Source organism: Bacillus sp. ISL-55 (assembly GCF_018613155.1).
In the GTDB taxonomy this organism is placed as follows: Bacteria; Bacillota; Bacilli; order Bacillales; family Cytobacillaceae; genus Mesobacillus.
This window is the reverse complement of the sequence record NZ_JAGGQU010000018.1, coordinates 62,381-77,764: the sequence shown is the minus strand read 5'-3', so window position 1 is coordinate 77,764 and position 15,384 is coordinate 62,381. Positions and strand designations below refer to the sequence as shown.

Sequence of the window (15,384 nt, the reverse complement as noted above, 5' to 3'; positions counted from 1 at the left end):
CAGAAGGAAAGTGTCCAATAGAAGGGCTCTATCGGACAAACAGAAGCGGGACCAAAAGGAAAGTGTCCGATAAAAGGGCTCTATCGGACAAACGGAAGCGGGACCAGAAGGAAAGTGTCCGATAGAAGGGCTCTATCGGACAAACAGAAGCGGGACCAAAAGGAAAGTGTCCGATAGAAGGGCTCTATCGGAAATACGGAAGCGGGATCAGAAGGAAAGTGTCCGATAGAAAACCTCTAACGGACAATCTCAAGCCCGGAAAGAAAAAAGTGTCCGATAGATTTATGCGTAATCATAAAAACAGTCACCAATAGCCTATTGGTGACATAACGTTACTGATCAACAACAACAGTATCGTCAACTGCATTCCGTTCCTGAACAAATCCGTATTCAACAAGAAATTCATCGAGCACTTTTTCATATTGTTCTCGGTTTTCGCTGTAGGATTGAGCATGGAGGCCATTTTCGGCCATGAATAATTTTTTCGCTCCTTTTTTTTGTTCGAACAAAGCTTCAGTCATCGATGGTAAAATGAAGTCGTCCTTGCGGCTATGGATGAAAAGGATCGGGTTTTTAATATTTTCGATAACTGCAATCGGAGATACCTGACTCAAAGAATATTTATCACGGATGCGGACGAACATACTGGCGACTGGCAGCAATAGTTTTGGCGGCAAAAATTTAACCTCTTCTTTGATGCGGTAAGCAAGCTGTTCGCTGAAGTCAGAGAATGGACAATCTGCAACATAAAAATCAGCTCCGTCTTCAATCATGCCGGCATAAAGGAGCAGGGTAGCGGCTCCCATTGACTCCCCGTGGATGCCAAGAAGTAGATCTAGACCTTTCACATCCCTCAGCCAGTCTACCACCGATTTCAGGTCGAATTTTTCATAATATCCGTAGCTGGTGGTCTTCCCGCCGGACTCCCCATGGCGGCGGTGGTCGTAGATAACCGCATTGAAGCCCCTGTTCAAAAACAAGTTCATATATTTCACGGAATTCGTCTTGCTCTGGGTAACCCCGTGGGCAATGATGATATAACGGTTTGTGTCATGCGGTTCAACCAAGACGGCCTTTAATGAGTAACCAAAGGACGAAGGAATGGTAACTTCCGTTTTGGGCAGTAAATCATATTCATCAGGCACGAGATGCCCAGCTTTCGTTTCCCGATTGAAGATTTCTTCGTCATCTTTCCTTCGTAAGAACATGACTTTATTGGATATAAAAACCCCGAGTGAGGTCAGGACAAACAAAAAAGAAAATAGCACGCGGAACGCTCTTCTCAAGCTCAACCCTCCGATAATTCGTTTTCTTTATTTTACCATTAGTCTTGGTAGTACAAACATTAAAAAGACCGCCGAATCAGGCGGTCCAACATCTTATTGCTGTGAATTTTGGCGCTTTGTTGGGTGAATCGCTTTTTCAAGATCCTCGGCGGCAATTTGCTGTTTTACTGTATCTGCGTTTGGCTTGCCTTGCTGGCTGTAGCCTTTGTCACGTTTTTGGCTCATGCAATATGCTCCCTTCTTCAAGATAACCTCATCTAATAAGATGGATTCAAGAGTGGAAGCTTATGCAAAAAGTTTAAACTGTAACAGAATTCAGCTTGAAATAGGTGCTCTCAATCGGCCTTGAGATATGAGGCTGGATCAGCTCGATGGCCTTGAGCATTTTTTTAAGGCTGACGCCGGTGTCAATTCCCATCCTGTGAAGCATATAGACGACATCCTCCGTAGCAGCGTTGCCTGCAGCACCTGGGGCGAACGGGCATCCGCCCAGACCGCCGGCAGAAGTGTCGAACCGGGTGATCCCTGCCTGGAGAGCGGCAAAAATATTCGACAGTGCCAGCTTTCTTGTATCATGGAAATGCGCAGTCAGCAGCACAACCGGGTAGGCATCCTTCAATTTGGAAAATAAAGAATAGGATTCATGGGGTGCCGCCATGCCGATCGTATCTGCGACGCTCAATTCATCGACCCCAGCCTCAACGAATTCACCGCATAGTGCAAGGACTTCACCTTCGTCAATCTTGCCTTCATAAGGACAATAAAAAGCAGTTGAGATGCATGCACGCACAAAATAATCCTTCGACTTAAGCTCTGCAATCAATGGCAGAACCTCAGCAAGGCTCTCGGCTGTCGATTTGTTGATATTCTTTTGGTTAAAGGTATTGCTGACTCCGACGAACACAGCGACCGCTTTGCAGTCAGTCATATAGACTCGTTCAACTCCCTTTTTATTGGGAGCAAGGACGATATTCCTGGTGGTGCTGTCAAGGCAGTCAGCAACGATCTCTGCGGCATCGCCCATTTGTGGCACCCATTTTGGGGATACGAAGGAAGTGAGTTCCATCTCTTTGACTCCGGCATCCTTCAAGGAACTGATAAAGGCTTTTTTTACATCCGTAGGAACAAAATTCTTTTCATTTTGAAGCCCGTCTCTCGGGCCAACTTCAATTATTTCAACCTTCTCGGGAAGTTGCAGCATTTGATATAACCCTCCTCTTAAGATATCTTAATTGTAAATAGAATATTTTTAAAAATGCAAGAATAAATAAAATTTTGATAAAATAAAAGGGATTTTATTAAAAGCAATAGAAGTAAATAAGATGTGAGAACCAGAGAAAGGGTGAGCAGTTTGAGCAAGAATGAAGCAGTAATCGTAGCTGCTGTAAGAACGGCAATTGGCAGCTTTAATGGCAGTTTGAAGAATATTTCCGCACCAGATCTAGGTGCCGCGGTAATTAAAGATGCATTGAAGCAGGCGGGCGTTGAGCCCGGTCAGGTAGATGAAATCATCATGGGCAATGTCCTTCAGGCTGGATTAGGGCAAAATCCTGCAAGACAGGCAGCGATTAAGGCGGGCATTCCTGAAAGCGCTTCCTCTATGACAATCAATAAGGTGTGCGGATCGGGCCTGAAGGCAGTACATCTGGCAGCGCAGGCCATCATAGCGGGTGATGCGGAAGTCGTCGTGGCTGGCGGAATGGAAAATATGAGCCAGGCTCCATACTTATTGAAAAACGCCCGTGACGGCTTTAAGATGGGTGACCAGAAGCTTGTCGACAGCATGACTTCCGACGGACTCACGTGTGCTTTCAATGACTATCATATGGGTGTCACAGCAGAAAACCTATGCTCACGTTATGATATCGGACGAGGAGAACAGGACGAATTTGCGGCAGCCAGCCAGGAAAAGGCAGCAAAAGCAATCGAAGAAGGCAAGTTCATGGATGAAATCGTTCCAATCGAAATTCCGCAGCGAAAAGGTGATCCGGTCGTTTTTGATACGGATGAGTATCCGAAAAAAGGGACAACAGCGGAGAAGCTTGGCGGCTTGCGTCCGGCATTCAAAAAGGATGGCAGTGTAACAGCGGGGAACGCGTCAGGAATCAATGATGGAGCTGCAGCCCTTGTTGTCATGAGCCGGGCAAAGGCGGAAGAACTTGGCCTGAAACCACTCGTGGTTATCAGGGCGAACGCAAGTGCTGGTGTTGATCCGAGCGTCATGGGCATTGGTCCAGTTGACGCAGTCAAGAAAGCCTTGAATAAAGCAGGCATGACTATGGACGAGATGGAACTGATCGAGGCAAATGAAGCTTTTGCAGCACAGTCACTAGCTGTTGATCGTGAACTGAAATTCAACAAGGATATCCTGAACGTGAATGGCGGTGCGATTGCGCTGGGCCATCCAATCGGGGCAAGTGGAGCCAGGATCCTTGTTACACTGATCCATGAAATGAAGCGCCGTAATGCGAAGACCGGTCTTGCTACCCTATGCATAGGCGGAGGACAGGGTGTTGCGACAGTTGTCGAGCTCGCTTAAACCTAGTAATCTTTTAACTTTTTTTTGAAATCTTGCACTGGCATTAGCCCGTGCTACCTATAGTCAAAGGGGGATTAATGATGAAAACAATTTGCACATCCTTTCAAGATGCCGTTACTGGGATCCATGATGGTGCAACCTTGATGGTTGGCGGCTTTGGTCTCTGCGGAATCCCGGAAAATGCCATACTGGCACTTGTTGAAAAAGGGGTAAAAGACCTGACAGTCATTTCAAATAACTGTGGTGTCGACGATTGGGGACTTGGACTGCTGCTAAAGAACAAGCAGATTAAGAAAATGGTAGGTTCCTATGTTGGGGAAAATAAAGAGTTCGAAAGACAGGTATTATCTGGTGAAATCGAAGTCGAATTGATTCCACAAGGAACCCTGGCTGAAAAAATCAGGGCAGGCGGTGCAGGAATCCCAGCTTTCTACACGCCGGCAGGAGTGGGAACACCGATCGCGGAAGGAAAAGAAACCCGCATGTTCAATGGCAAAGAGTATCTCCTTGAAGAGTCGCTGACTGCGGATTTTAGCATCGTCCGTGCCTGGAAAGGCGATAAAATGGGGAACCTTGTTTATCATAAAACGGCGAGGAACTTCAATCCAATGATTGCAGCGGCCGGCAGGGTAACGATTGCCGAAGTCGAGAATTTATATGAAGTAGGAGAATTAGATCCGAAAAGTATCCATACTCCAAGCATTTATGTCCAGACACTGATTGAGGGCAATCAGGAGAAACGGATTGAAAGGCTGACAGTGAGAAGTTAACTCTGGCTGATCATGAAAGGAGAAGGCATATGATAAAAAATAAAGGGAATGTCCGGGAAAAAATCGCGCGCCGGGCGGAAAAAGAAATCGAAAATGGTTTTTACGTTAACCTTGGCATCGGGATGCCGACATTGGTGGCAAATTTCATTTCCGACGATAAGCAGGTTGTCCTTCAGTCCGAAAACGGCTTGCTTGGGATTGGACCTTATCCAGCCGAGGACAGCGTCGATCCAGATTTGATCAACGCAGGCAAAGAAACAGTTACGGCAATTCCAGGTGCTGCGTATTTTGATTCGGCTGAGTCTTTCGCAATGATCCGCGGAGGACACATCAATATCGCCATCCTTGGCGGAATGGAAGTCTCTGAAGCCGGCGATCTTGCTAACTGGATGATTCCAGGAAAGATGATCAAAGGTATGGGCGGTGCAATGGACCTTGTCCACGGAGCACAAAAAATCATCGTCATCATGGAGCATGTGAACAAGAGTGGTGATGCGAAAATCCTTAAAGAATGCAGCCTTCCATTGACAGGAAAAGGTGTTGTCAACCGGATCATCACAGATATGGCTGTCATAGACGTAACACCTTTCGGGCTGAAGCTGGTTGAAGTAGCTTCCGGTTACACAGTCGACGATGTCATCAAATCAACGGAACCTGAACTCCAGGTAGACGACTCAGTCGTCTTAGACGCATATTGATAAAACGGGAACGTCCTTAAAAAGGCGTTCCTTTTGCTTTAAAGAGCAGCAAACTCAGAAAAATTTTAATTGTTAGCATCCGATGGTATAATTTCATCACAAGTGTTTGTAGTAAATTTAATTTATATTTTATAAGCCCTGTTGATTGGAGTGGAAGGCGCGTAGACTCCTGCGGGCTTAGCTGGTCAGGTGAGACCCCGCAGGAGCAAAGCGACGAGGAGGCTCAGCGCCAGCCCCGCGGAAAGCGAAGCGACTGGAACGGAAATCAACAGACTAGTTTAACCATCCAAAATAGGGCTCTGAGAATTTAAATCAAGTTATCAAAAACATAGAACCGAGGGATCGACAATGAAAAAGAAACAAAAACGCCAGCAGAAACAAGTAAAGAAGGAGGAAAAGCCAGCAACACTGGGCGATCTCCTGAACCAGGATATCATGCAAAAGCTAAAAGATCAGCAACAACAATTAAAGGAAGAAGAAGAGAAGAAAAAGCAGGCTGAATTGGAGCGCAAGAAGGAAGAGAAGCGTTTGAGGGAGAAAAACAAATCGTTTGAAGAATTGCTCACCGAAAGCGACATGGATTGGAAGAAATTCAAATGATCCGTAGAAGAGTGGAAGTAGTTCCATATAATCCTGAGTGGAAAACGCTTTTTGAATATGAGAAGCAGCTTCTTGAGTCCATCTTTTTACCGATAGAAGTTGAAGTCTACCATATCGGCAGTACATCTGTCCCCGGCCTTAGCGCCAAGCCGATCATAGACATCATGTTAGCAGCTGACAGACTTGAGCAAGTTGAAAAGGCAACACCTGCCATAGAGGCTGCTGGCTATGAGGCGAAGGGGGAGAATGGCATCCCGGGGCGGCGCTATTTTCAAAAACATGATGAAAACGGGATACGCAAAGTCCATTTGCACTCTTTTGAAAAAGGCAGCCGCCAATTATACAGGCATCTTGTATTCCGTGATTACTTAAGGTCTCATCCTCAGGAAGCCAGCAAATACGCTGATGTAAAAGAAAAAGCTGCCCGGAAATATGAATTCGACATCGATTCCTACATAGCTGAAAAATCTCCGACTGTGAAAGAGATTGAACAAAAAGCGATGGAATGGAGGCCGGTCAAATAACAAATGTTTTGCTTCTTGTGCTAAAGGGCAATTAGGTAAAAAAAGCAAAGGAGCAAAGCATTGTTACTTATTACTTTCATATTGGCGGCCGGATTCGTTTCAATCCATTTATTTTCAAGATATTTACCTTTCCTCGATAATGTACCTCGAAGCAGACTGCTTTCAGCTGCAGGAGGTATTTCTGTATCATATGTATTCATCCACCTGCTACCTGAGCTGAATAAACATAACCAGGTCCTCGACAGGAATTTCCAATCTGGTGCACTGGAGTTCTTCGAAAACCATACATATATTGTAGCGATGATTGGTTTGGCTATTTTTTATGGGCTAGAACGGATGGTAAAAACCTCAAAGAAAAAACAGCAAGAGGAAAATAACCTGGATCGGGCTTCCAAGGGTGTGTTTTGGATTCATATCTTCTCATTTTTCCTTTATAACAGTTTGATAGGATATTTGCTGCTTCATGGAGAACAGGAAACGGTAACGGGGCTGGTCTTTTATTTTATCGCACTTGCCGTCCATTTCATCACCAGCGATCATGCGCTTAGGGAGGCGCACAAGGAATTATATGATCGAACAGGAAGGTGGCTTCTTGCTGCCGCCATATTGGCAGGCTGGGCAATCGGCATCACCTGGAAAGTGAGTGAAAACATTATTGCCGTGCTTTTTGCCCTGCTGGCAGGAGGCGTCATTTTAAATGTAATGAAAGAGGAGCTCCCGGAGGAAAGGGAGAGTAACTTTTGGGCCTTTGCCGCTGGACTCGCAGGTTATACACTCTTGTTGATGCTGGGATAAATTTAAAGTGGAATCGTCTGGGTTAAATAGTCATACGAAAAAAAGGAACACATTCGCATGAATAGCGAATGTGTTCCTTTTTTGGCTCTTATCTGTGCTGGTCGTATTTATTTGCTTTCGTAATAGCTTTTATTAAATCGATTTCCTCTGGAGGCAGGAAAGCGGAACTCGCAGCTCTGGCATTTTCCCTGATTTGTTCAGGTGTGCTAGCCCCTGCTACAACAGAAGCTACTGCAGGGTGTGCTAAATTATACTGGATAGCAACTTCTGCAAGGGATCTAGTTAAAGCAAGCTTCTCTTTCAATAAAGGAAGGACCTCTTCCAAATCTTCATAGCTGTAATCTAGATACCCTTTAGGAGATGCTTTCTCGAGCATTTTGTCACTAAGCAGGCCTTTAGCTACCGTGCCTCTCGTTACTACACTGATATTTTTATCATGAAGGAGCGGCAGCACCTCTTCTTCAGGACGGCGGTCAAGTATGCTGTATTGCATCATAACAGAAACAATGTTTGATTTTTGCGCATATTCACGAATGACATTCGGCCTGATGGACGAGATTCCATAATATTTGATATAGCCTTCATCTTTTAATTCTTCAAAGGCGTCGATTGTTTCATCAATATTATCTTCGATTGTGCCGCCATGCAGCTGATAAAGGTCAATGTAATCGGTATTCAGTCTTTTCAAGCTTTGCTTGACAGCTTCTTTTATATAAGCCTTTGAAGGATCCCAGGTCCAGCTGTCTTTGGCAGCTGTCCAGCGGTTGCCAGCCTTTGTAGCGATGACGACATCCTCCCTGACGTTCTTCAGGACTTGTCCGACTATCTTTTCATTCTCCCCGAAGTCATACAAATCAGCAGTATCAAAGTAGTTGATCCCTTCTTCGAGGGCAGCTTCGACCACATCTTGTGCCTTTGAATAATCTGTACCAAGCGACATGCAGCCAAGGCCAATTTCACTGACCAACAAATCAGATGTACCCAGTTTCCGTTTTTTCATTAAAATCACTCCGTTCCAATGTTGATTCCATCTTAACGGAAAAAAAGAAGAGTATTCAACTATTCTGGACGGCGTATCGGCTGATTGACTGTCTCAACCCAATCTTTTACAAGCTCATGCTTTTTGCCATACTCCTTTAAAATACGCTTGACTTCCCACGCCTTGCCGGCAAGAGTGAATCCACGGCCATGAACGTATATTTTCATGCGTCTGCTCCTTTCAGATAAGTATGATAAAATGTATGAGAATCTAATATGTGATTAGAACAGGAGTGGACATGTATGAAATCTCTTGAAGAAAAAACGTTGAAATCGGAGAAGATTTTTACAGGTAAGGTCATCAGCCTGCAGGTAGACGATGTAGAATTGCCGAATGGAAAAACGTCAAAAAGGGAGATCGTCAAGCACCCAGGAGCGGTCGCGGTCATTCCGGTAACAGCTGATCATAAAATCGTCATGGTCGAACAATATCGGAAGGCTCTAGAAAGGACGATTGTCGAAATCCCGGCAGGAAAGCTTGAGGCAGGCGAGAAGCCAGAAATTTGTGCTGCCCGCGAGCTTGAGGAAGAGACAGGCTATGAATGCGCTAAATTGGAATGGCTGATTTCCTTCTACACGTCCCCAGGTTTCGCAGATGAAATCATTCATGTATATAAAGCAACAGGATTAACTAAAAAAGCTAACCCGGCAGCAGCAGATGAGGATGAATTTGTTAACCTGATGGAGATTACTCTAGAAGAGGCGATCCAGCTTGTGAAAGAACAAAAGATTCTCGACGCAAAAACAGCATATGCAGTACAGCATATGCAATTGCATGAGGTATTGGGTAAGTAGATGCAGGAATACTTCGTAGATCTTCACATTCATATAGGCAGGACGAAATCAGGCCGAGCTGTTAAAATCACCGGAGCAAAATCTCTGACATTCAGCAATATCATCCGGCACGCAAGGGACTATAAAGGGTTGAATATGATTGGGGTCATTGACAGCCATTCACCTGAAGTTCTTGAAGAAATGGAAGATTTGCTTACTGCGGGTGAGTTAGTGGAACATCCTGAAGGTGGTTTGAATTATGGCGGGATGAGTGTCATCCTTGGCTCAGAGCTTGAAATCAATGATGAAAGCACCCGGGGTCCCATCCATGTGCTATGCTATCTTCCAAGTTTGCAAAGAATGAGGATTTTTTCAAGCTGGCTGGAGAACCATTTGAAAAATATTCACCTAAGCTCCCAGAGAGTTTATGTTTCTGGCCGTGTCTTGCAAAAGAAGGTTAAAGAACTGGGGGGTATCTTTATTCCTGCTCATGTATTTACACCCTTCAAAAGCTTATACGGAAAAGGAGTCAAAGATTCTCTTTCAGAAGTTTTTGATGCAGACCTGATTGATGGGATTGAATTAGGCTTAAGCTCGGATACGAATATGGCAGACCAGCTGGCAGAGCTTCACCGTTTTCCGTTTGTTACAAATTCCGATGCCCACTCCCTTGCAAAAATTGCGAGAGAATACCAGAAAATTGAAATGGCTGAGCCATCTTTTCGTGAGCTGGGACTTGCGTTAAAACAAATAGAAGGCCGGGGTATCAAAGCGAATTATGGCCTGGATCCGCAGCTTGGAAAGTATCACCGTACAGTCTGTGCAGAATGCATGGCATATAATCCAGCATATGATCAAGCGTGCTCTGAATGCGGATCTTTCAAAAAGGTAAAAGGTGTTGCTGACAGAATCCAGGAATTAAAGTCCTCAGAAGGAAATCTGGAAGAAAGGCCGCCTTATATCCACCAGGTGCCCCTCGAGTTCATTCCAGGCCTTGGACCGAAAATGCTAGAAAAGCTGATGGATCATTTCGGTACAGAAATGGCCGTCCTACATTCCGTGCCGCTCGATTCTTTGAAACAGGTCATTCCTGAAAAAACAGCTCTAACCATAGATAGAGCAAGAACAGGGCAACTCTCCTTTTACGCAGGCGGGGGCGGCAAATACGGTAAAATATCAGATTAAATTAATCCGGTCCATGAGGCCGGATTTTTGTTTTCTTTTAGGAAATTATTATAAAATTTTTAGTTGTGGATAATTAGATGTAGTCTTTCTAATCTAGCTTCAGCGCCTAGCCCCTCGAGTCGCTTCGGTCCGCCCAATGAAGTCAAAGAACGACTTCACCGGTCGGCCCTCCAGCGCTTGTCGGGGCTGAACGAGGCGCTTACGCTTTTTGTTCCTATTAAGTTAGAAATAGAAGGTTTGCAGTCATAGACTCCTTGTCCCTGCATATGATGATAGTAACCAATATGCAGGAGGAAAAGAGATGAAGAAACGAAGGTACCAGGACGTCGCAGTAACCCATTTAAGAGAATATTCCTCAATCTATCTTTTTGTCATTGTCCTGTTTTTGATGGGGGTCATTTTTGGGGCCGTAATCGTGAACAGCCTCAGCTTCACTCAAAAAGAGGATTTATTCTATTATTTATCGCAGTTTTTTGGCCAGGCTGCTTCCGGAAAAGTAGCAGACGGAAAGGATTTGTTTTTGCAAAGCTTTTTGCACAATGGAAAATTCATCGGGCTAATCTGGATTCTCGGAGTTTCCATCATAGGACTGCCCGTCATACTGATTCTCCTTTTCATGAAAGGAATGGTTGTTGGCTTCACAGTAGGCTTTCTTGTCAACCAAATGCAATGGGACGGATTTCTGTTATCCTTTGTTTCCATCCTGCCGCAAAACTTCATCATTATACCAGTATTCATTATTACAGCAGCAATGGCGGTGACTTTTTCAATGAAAATGATCAGAAATCAGTTCATGAAGAAAATCAACCAGCCAATTATGCCGCAGTTCTTTAGATATATTTTTTCTTTTGTCGCTGCACTCGTATTTCTGGCGGTAGCTGCGGGGGTCGAGGCATATTTATCACCGGCCCTTTTGAAGGCGGTAATTAACTCAATTAATTAAAAATATTTTTAAATGATAATGACTATTGTTTCTTATTTGTAATAATTTTATTTTGAATCTCATTACCCTTCTGGTATAATATAAGAACAGTGGCGGGGGAGTGAGAGTTATCGAAATGGAAAACAGAATTGAGAGAATCAAGAAACAGCTGCATTCGTCCAGCTATAAATTAACGCCGCAGCGTGAAGCTACCGTTCGCGTCTTGCTTGAACATGAAGAAGACCACTTGAGTGCGGAAGATGTTTATTTGCTTGTCAAAGAGAAATCTCCTGAAATCGGTTTGGCAACAGTATACCGGACACTTGAACTGCTGACTGAACTGAAAATTGTTGATAAAATCAACTTTGGAGATGGTGTATCCCGTTACGATCTCCGCCAGGAAGGCGCTGCCCATTTCCACCACCATCTAGTCTGCATCGAATGCGGAGCAGTGGATGAAATCCAGGACGACCTTCTTGAAGATGTTGAAGAGATCGTTGAAAGAGACTGGAAATTTAAAATTAAGGACCACCGTTTGACTTTCCATGGTATTTGCCATAGATGCCAGGAAAAAGAACCGGCTGAAACTGAATGATCCCAAGACCCTTTTTCCAATGGAGAAAGGGTTTTTTATTTTTCTATTAGATTTGCACCAGGATCAGGTATAATTCTTGTCCAAATTGGCATACAGATTAGTAATTAAGTAAAGTCGAATAGAACATGAGACAACTTTGATTATGGCTCTGTTATAAATTAATTTTAAAAATCTACAGCCTTGTTAACTGAGCCTTTAAAAAAAGACGGAATCGATTGTTCTACGTGTCGAGTTGGAGGCAAGAAAAATGAAATCTTGGTTCGGTTTGGTCATGCACACCTTTAAGGTGTTTATATTATTCACTGGATGCACAATCTTATTTTATTATGGTATCATGTGGATTAACGAAGAGTATGAAAGCTATCATCGATATGACGCGCCAGAGGGAGCAGCCATAAAGGTGTCAGGTACTTTTGACGAAGAAAAAGGAAGTATGCTTGAAAGGCTGATACTGTTTTATCTGAATGGGGAGTAATAAACATGGAAGATAGGCTCGATGACTTTATCCACTTTTTAGTTGTTGAAAAGGGACTTTCAAAGAACACAATTGTGTCCTATAAACGAGATTTGAATAGTTATATCACATATCTGAAGAATGTTGAACAGCTTGGAGACTTAAATGGCGTGCAGCGTCCGCAGATTGTTCATTTTCTGGGTCATTTGAAAGACGCCGGCAAATCATCAAAAACATTGGCAAGACATATTGCCTCGATCAGGGCTTTCCATCATTTCCTGCTGCGAGAAAAGGCCGTTGACCATGATCCAACTGTGCACATTGAGAGTCCACAGCATGAACGATCCTTGCCAAAGGTGTTGAGCATGGAAGAGGTCGAGACCCTTCTCGACAGCCCGAAGCTGACAGACCATTTTGGCTATCGTGATAAGGCAATGCTGGAAATGATGTATGCTACGGGTATCCGGGTGAGTGAGCTGATTGGCCTAACGTTATCTGATGTCCATCTGACAATGGGGTTTGTCCGCTGCATGGGAAAAGGCAGCAAGGAAAGGATCATCCCTATTGGCAAGACAGCTTCTGATGCAATCGAGCAATACCTGGAAAAGGGCAGGCCAAAACTGGTATCCAAAAAACATAAGGATGACTCTTTGTTTTTGAATCACCATGGAAAAGGTCTATCACGGCAGGGCTTTTGGAAGATCCTCAAGCGCCTTGCGACAGAAGCGGGTATTGAAAAAGAATTGACTCCGCACACAATGCGCCATTCATTTGCCACCCATCTGCTTGAAAATGGGGCCGACCTTCGCGCTGTGCAAGAAATGCTCGGCCATGCGGACATCTCGACGACCCAAATTTATACGCATGTAACGAAGACGAGGTTAAAGGACGTTTATACAAAGTTCCATCCTCGTGCATAACTGTCTGCTTCTATGCACCTGGGGGTTACATAGCAGCATGTTTTCTCAATAGGTTAGTAGTTTCATAGAATTGTCATAAAAGGCCGGCTAAAAGTCGGCTTTTTTTCTTGTGTTTTTATTTTTATTTAGTACAATGGAGATGTCAGACTTCTGACAAATGTAAACGCAAGCATTCGATTAACTGAAATAAAAAAGGGTATCATAAAATTGTAAAAAAGGTTGTAACGCATTCACACTTTTAAGGAGGAGAAGGAATGTCGAATACATATAAAAGAGTATTTTTAGTCGTTATGGATTCAGTCGGGATTGGAGAAGCCCCAGACGCGGAAAAGTTTGGAGATAAAGGTTCCAATACATTAGGGCATATCGGAGAAAAAATGAACGGATTGAATATGCCTAACATGGGAAAGCTCGGTCTCAGCAATATTGAGGAAATCAAAGGTATCGCACCTGCAGAAAAGCCAATGGCCTTTTATACAAAGATGGAAGAAGCTTCTAATGGCAAAGATACAATGACTGGCCACTGGGAGATTATGGGCTTGAATATCCAAACGCCATTCCAGGTGTTTCCTGATGGGTTCCCGGATGAGTTGATATCTGAGCTAGAATCACGTACTGGCAGGAAGGTCATCGGCAACAAACCGGCAAGCGGAACAGAAATCCTTGTCGAGCTTGGCGAAGAGCATATGAAGACAGGGGCGTTAATCGTCTATACATCTGCTGACTCGGTTCTGCAAATCGCTGCGCATGAAGAAATCGTTCCTATTGAAGAGCTTTATGATATTTGTAAAATTGCAAGGGAATTGACACTTGATGAAAAATACATGGTCGGAAGAGTCATCGCAAGACCATTTACCGGTGAACCAGGGGACTTCAAACGTACATCCAACCGCCATGACTATGCGCTGAAGCCATTTGGCAGAACAGTTATGAATGAATTGAAGGATTCAGGCCTTGATGTACTGGCGATCGGTAAAATCTCGGATATCTATGACGGTGAAGGCGTGACAGAATCTCTTCGTACAGTGTCAAATATGGACGGAATGGATAAATTGCTCCAAACGTTGGATCAGGATTTTACAGGATTAAGCTTCCTGAATCTTGTTGATTTTGATGCTTTATTCGGACATCGTCGCGATCCGGAAGGCTATGGTAAGGCACTGGAAGAATATGATGCCCGCCTTCCTGAGGTATTTGAGAAATTGAAAGAGGATGACCTTCTCATCATTACGGCTGACCACGGAAATGATCCGGTTCATTACGGAACAGACCATACACGTGAATACGTGCCGCTCCTCGTTTACTCAAAGGGAATGAATGAAGGAAAAGAACTGCCTGTCCGTAAAACATTTGCTGACATTGGTGCTACTGTTGCGGAAAACTTTAATGTGAAAATGCCTGAACACGGAACAAGCTTCCTGAAGGAATTAAAATAAGGAGAGGATTTTATGGATTACAATCAAATTCAAAATGCAGTATCTTTTATCAATGACAAGCTTAAGGAGCAGCCGAAAATCGGATTGATTCTCGGTTCTGGGCTTGGTGTTCTTGCTGAAGATATTGAAAACCAGGTTAAGATTCCTTATAACGAAATCCCGGGATTCCCGGTTTCCACTGTAGAAGGCCACGCAGGTCAGCTGGTTTGCGGACAGCTCAGCGGTGTGGAAGTAATCGTGATGCAAGGGCGTTTCCATTATTATGAAGGCTACAGTATGGATAAAGTTACCTTCCCGGTTCGAGTTATGAAAGAACTTGGAATTGCTAAACTGATCGTTACGAACGCAGCCGGCGGTGTGAATGAAAGCTTTGAGCCAGGCGACTTGATGATCATTACAGACCATATCAACAATATGGGAACAAATCCGCTTATTGGGCCAAACGATTCACGTTTCGGCGTGCGCTTCCCGGATATGAGTGAAGCATATTCAAAGAATTTAAGAGGGATTGCGAAAGAGGTTGCTGACAAGAACAAATTGACGATTAAAGAGGGAGTATATGTCGGAAATCCTGGACCAGTTTACGAAACACCTGCAGAAGTAAGGATGATCCGTACAATGGGCGGAGATGCAGTCGGAATGTCCACAGTACCAGAAGTCATCGTTGCGAGACATTCAGGACTTGAAGTGCTCGGTATTTCTTGTATCTCAAATATGGCAGCTGGGATCCTGGACCAGCCGTTAAGCCATGATGAGGTAATCGAAACGACTGAAAAGGTGAAGTCTAGCTTCCTTTTACTAGTAAATGAAATTGTAAAAACGTTAGGAAATCAGTAATCAATAGCTTC

General features: G+C 44.1%; 19 protein-coding genes. 14 read left to right on the top strand and 5 right to left on the bottom strand.

What is annotated here, in order from left to right; translation table 11 throughout:
* Positions 1 to 332: 332 nt before the first annotated feature.
* The 3 genes from J7E32_RS09915 to J7E32_RS09910 all read right to left on the bottom strand — a co-directional run bounded on the left by J7E32_RS09915 (position 333) and on the right by J7E32_RS09910 (position 2,487).
* Positions 333 to 1,286: an alpha/beta hydrolase gene (locus J7E32_RS09915; RefSeq protein WP_214906873.1), complete on the bottom strand. Its 954-nt coding sequence runs from the start codon at positions 1,284 to 1,286 to the stop codon at positions 333 to 335.
* Between the two features lie 93 nt (positions 1,287 to 1,379).
* Positions 1,380 to 1,511, bottom strand: a complete 132-nt coding sequence (locus J7E32_RS22850; protein WP_264190911.1) for a hypothetical protein — start codon at positions 1,509 to 1,511, stop codon at positions 1,380 to 1,382.
* A gap of 73 nt (positions 1,512 to 1,584) precedes the next feature.
* Positions 1,585 to 2,487, bottom strand: coding sequence for a hydroxymethylglutaryl-CoA lyase (locus J7E32_RS09910; RefSeq protein WP_214906871.1), 903 nt, complete (start codon positions 2,485 to 2,487; stop codon positions 1,585 to 1,587).
* Between the two features lie 150 nt (positions 2,488 to 2,637).
* Here J7E32_RS09910 and J7E32_RS09905 point away from each other — a divergent pair, with 150 nt between their 5' ends.
* The 6 genes from J7E32_RS09905 to J7E32_RS09880 all read left to right on the top strand — a co-directional run bounded on the left by J7E32_RS09905 (position 2,638) and on the right by J7E32_RS09880 (position 7,212).
* On the top strand, positions 2,638 to 3,825 hold the full coding sequence (locus J7E32_RS09905; RefSeq protein ID WP_214906869.1) for an acetyl-CoA C-acetyltransferase: 1,188 nt from the start codon (positions 2,638 to 2,640) through the stop codon (positions 3,823 to 3,825).
* 80 nt (positions 3,826 to 3,905) lie between these two features.
* Positions 3,906 to 4,595, top strand: coding sequence for a CoA transferase subunit A (locus J7E32_RS09900; protein WP_214907117.1), 690 nt, complete (start codon positions 3,906 to 3,908; stop codon positions 4,593 to 4,595).
* Positions 4,596 to 4,624: 29 nt separating this feature from the next.
* Positions 4,625 to 5,293: a 3-oxoacid CoA-transferase subunit B gene (locus J7E32_RS09895; protein ID WP_214906867.1), complete on the top strand. Its 669-nt coding sequence runs from the start codon at positions 4,625 to 4,627 to the stop codon at positions 5,291 to 5,293.
* 348 nt (positions 5,294 to 5,641) lie between these two features.
* On the top strand, positions 5,642 to 5,893 hold the full coding sequence (locus J7E32_RS09890) for a YqkE family protein (RefSeq protein WP_214906864.1): 252 nt from the start codon (positions 5,642 to 5,644) through the stop codon (positions 5,891 to 5,893).
* The gene (locus J7E32_RS09885) at positions 5,890 to 6,417 is read left to right on the top strand and encodes a GrpB family protein (protein WP_214906862.1); all 528 of its coding nucleotides are present in this window, start codon (positions 5,890 to 5,892) and stop codon (positions 6,415 to 6,417) included. Before J7E32_RS09890 ends, J7E32_RS09885 begins: the two co-directional genes overlap by 4 nt.
* 60 nt (positions 6,418 to 6,477) lie before the next feature.
* A complete protein-coding gene (locus J7E32_RS09880) occupies positions 6,478 to 7,212 on the top strand; it encodes a hypothetical protein (RefSeq protein ID WP_214906860.1) in 735 nt (244 codons plus the stop codon).
* 88 nt (positions 7,213 to 7,300) lie between these two features.
* On the opposite strand, the gene J7E32_RS09875 is transcribed toward J7E32_RS09880, so the two are convergent.
* Together J7E32_RS09875 and mciZ are read right to left on the bottom strand one after the other, a co-directional pair.
* The gene (locus J7E32_RS09875; protein ID WP_214906858.1) at positions 7,301 to 8,212 is read right to left on the bottom strand and encodes an aldo/keto reductase; all 912 of its coding nucleotides are present in this window, start codon (positions 8,210 to 8,212) and stop codon (positions 7,301 to 7,303) included.
* Between the two features lie 59 nt (positions 8,213 to 8,271).
* Positions 8,272 to 8,418 carry a Z-ring formation inhibitor MciZ gene (mciZ, locus tag J7E32_RS09870; RefSeq protein ID WP_214906856.1) on the bottom strand — a complete coding sequence of 49 codons (147 nt, stop codon included), beginning with the start codon at positions 8,416 to 8,418 and terminating at the stop codon, positions 8,272 to 8,274.
* Positions 8,419 to 8,493: 75 nt separating this feature from the next.
* Here mciZ and J7E32_RS09865 point away from each other — a divergent pair, with 75 nt between their 5' ends.
* The 8 genes from J7E32_RS09865 to J7E32_RS09830 all read left to right on the top strand — a co-directional run bounded on the left by J7E32_RS09865 (position 8,494) and on the right by J7E32_RS09830 (position 15,373).
* Positions 8,494 to 9,045, top strand: coding sequence for an NUDIX hydrolase (locus J7E32_RS09865; RefSeq protein ID WP_214906854.1), 552 nt, complete (start codon positions 8,494 to 8,496; stop codon positions 9,043 to 9,045).
* A complete protein-coding gene (locus J7E32_RS09860) occupies positions 9,046 to 10,209 on the top strand; it encodes an endonuclease Q family protein (protein ID WP_214906852.1) in 1,164 nt (387 codons plus the stop codon).
* A gap of 301 nt (positions 10,210 to 10,510) precedes the next feature.
* Positions 10,511 to 11,152, top strand: a complete 642-nt coding sequence (gene spoIIM / locus J7E32_RS09855) for a stage II sporulation protein M (protein WP_214906850.1) — start codon at positions 10,511 to 10,513, stop codon at positions 11,150 to 11,152.
* 115 nt (positions 11,153 to 11,267) lie between these two features.
* Entirely contained in the window at positions 11,268 to 11,726 is a 459-nt protein-coding gene (gene fur, locus J7E32_RS09850) for a ferric iron uptake transcriptional regulator (protein WP_041965288.1), read from the top strand.
* 247 nt (positions 11,727 to 11,973) lie between these two features.
* Positions 11,974 to 12,201 (top strand): YqzK family protein, encoded by a 228-nt coding sequence (locus J7E32_RS09845; protein ID WP_214906848.1) that lies wholly within the window; start codon positions 11,974 to 11,976, stop codon positions 12,199 to 12,201.
* 5 nt (positions 12,202 to 12,206) lie between these two features.
* A complete protein-coding gene (gene xerD / locus J7E32_RS09840) occupies positions 12,207 to 13,100 on the top strand; it encodes a site-specific tyrosine recombinase XerD (RefSeq protein ID WP_214906846.1) in 894 nt (297 codons plus the stop codon).
* Positions 13,101 to 13,354: 254 nt separating this feature from the next.
* Positions 13,355 to 14,536, top strand: a complete 1,182-nt coding sequence (deoB, locus tag J7E32_RS09835; protein WP_214906844.1) for a phosphopentomutase — start codon at positions 13,355 to 13,357, stop codon at positions 14,534 to 14,536.
* Positions 14,537 to 14,548: 12 nt separating this feature from the next.
* A complete protein-coding gene (locus tag J7E32_RS09830) occupies positions 14,549 to 15,373 on the top strand; it encodes a purine-nucleoside phosphorylase (protein ID WP_214906842.1) in 825 nt (274 codons plus the stop codon).
* Positions 15,374 to 15,384: the final 11 nt, after the last annotated feature.

Coding starts and splice junctions, on each gene's coding strand:
- mciZ (WP_214906856.1), bottom strand. CDS start 8,418: ATGAAAATATACGTTCATGGCCGTGGATTCACTCTTGCCGGCAAGGCG.
- J7E32_RS09830 (WP_214906842.1), top strand. CDS start 14,549: ATGGATTACAATCAAATTCAAAATGCAGTATCTTTTATCAATGACAAG.
- fur (WP_041965288.1), top strand. CDS start 11,268: ATGGAAAACAGAATTGAGAGAATCAAGAAACAGCTGCATTCGTCCAGC.
- J7E32_RS09845 (WP_214906848.1), top strand. CDS start 11,974: ATGAAATCTTGGTTCGGTTTGGTCATGCACACCTTTAAGGTGTTTATA.
- J7E32_RS09865 (WP_214906854.1), top strand. CDS start 8,494: ATGAAATCTCTTGAAGAAAAAACGTTGAAATCGGAGAAGATTTTTACA.
- J7E32_RS09890 (WP_214906864.1), top strand. CDS start 5,642: ATGAAAAAGAAACAAAAACGCCAGCAGAAACAAGTAAAGAAGGAGGAA.
- J7E32_RS09910 (WP_214906871.1), bottom strand. CDS start 2,487: ATGCTGCAACTTCCCGAGAAGGTTGAAATAATTGAAGTTGGCCCGAGA.
- J7E32_RS22850 (WP_264190911.1), bottom strand. CDS start 1,511: ATGAGCCAAAAACGTGACAAAGGCTACAGCCAGCAAGGCAAGCCAAAC.
- xerD (WP_214906846.1), top strand. CDS start 12,207: ATGGAAGATAGGCTCGATGACTTTATCCACTTTTTAGTTGTTGAAAAG.
- J7E32_RS09900 (WP_214907117.1), top strand. CDS start 3,906: ATGAAAACAATTTGCACATCCTTTCAAGATGCCGTTACTGGGATCCAT.
- spoIIM (WP_214906850.1), top strand. CDS start 10,511: ATGAAGAAACGAAGGTACCAGGACGTCGCAGTAACCCATTTAAGAGAA.
- J7E32_RS09895 (WP_214906867.1), top strand. CDS start 4,625: ATGATAAAAAATAAAGGGAATGTCCGGGAAAAAATCGCGCGCCGGGCG.
- J7E32_RS09860 (WP_214906852.1), top strand. CDS start 9,046: ATGCAGGAATACTTCGTAGATCTTCACATTCATATAGGCAGGACGAAA.
- J7E32_RS09875 (WP_214906858.1), bottom strand. CDS start 8,212: ATGAAAAAACGGAAACTGGGTACATCTGATTTGTTGGTCAGTGAAATT.
- deoB (WP_214906844.1), top strand. CDS start 13,355: ATGTCGAATACATATAAAAGAGTATTTTTAGTCGTTATGGATTCAGTC.
- J7E32_RS09885 (WP_214906862.1), top strand. CDS start 5,890: ATGATCCGTAGAAGAGTGGAAGTAGTTCCATATAATCCTGAGTGGAAA.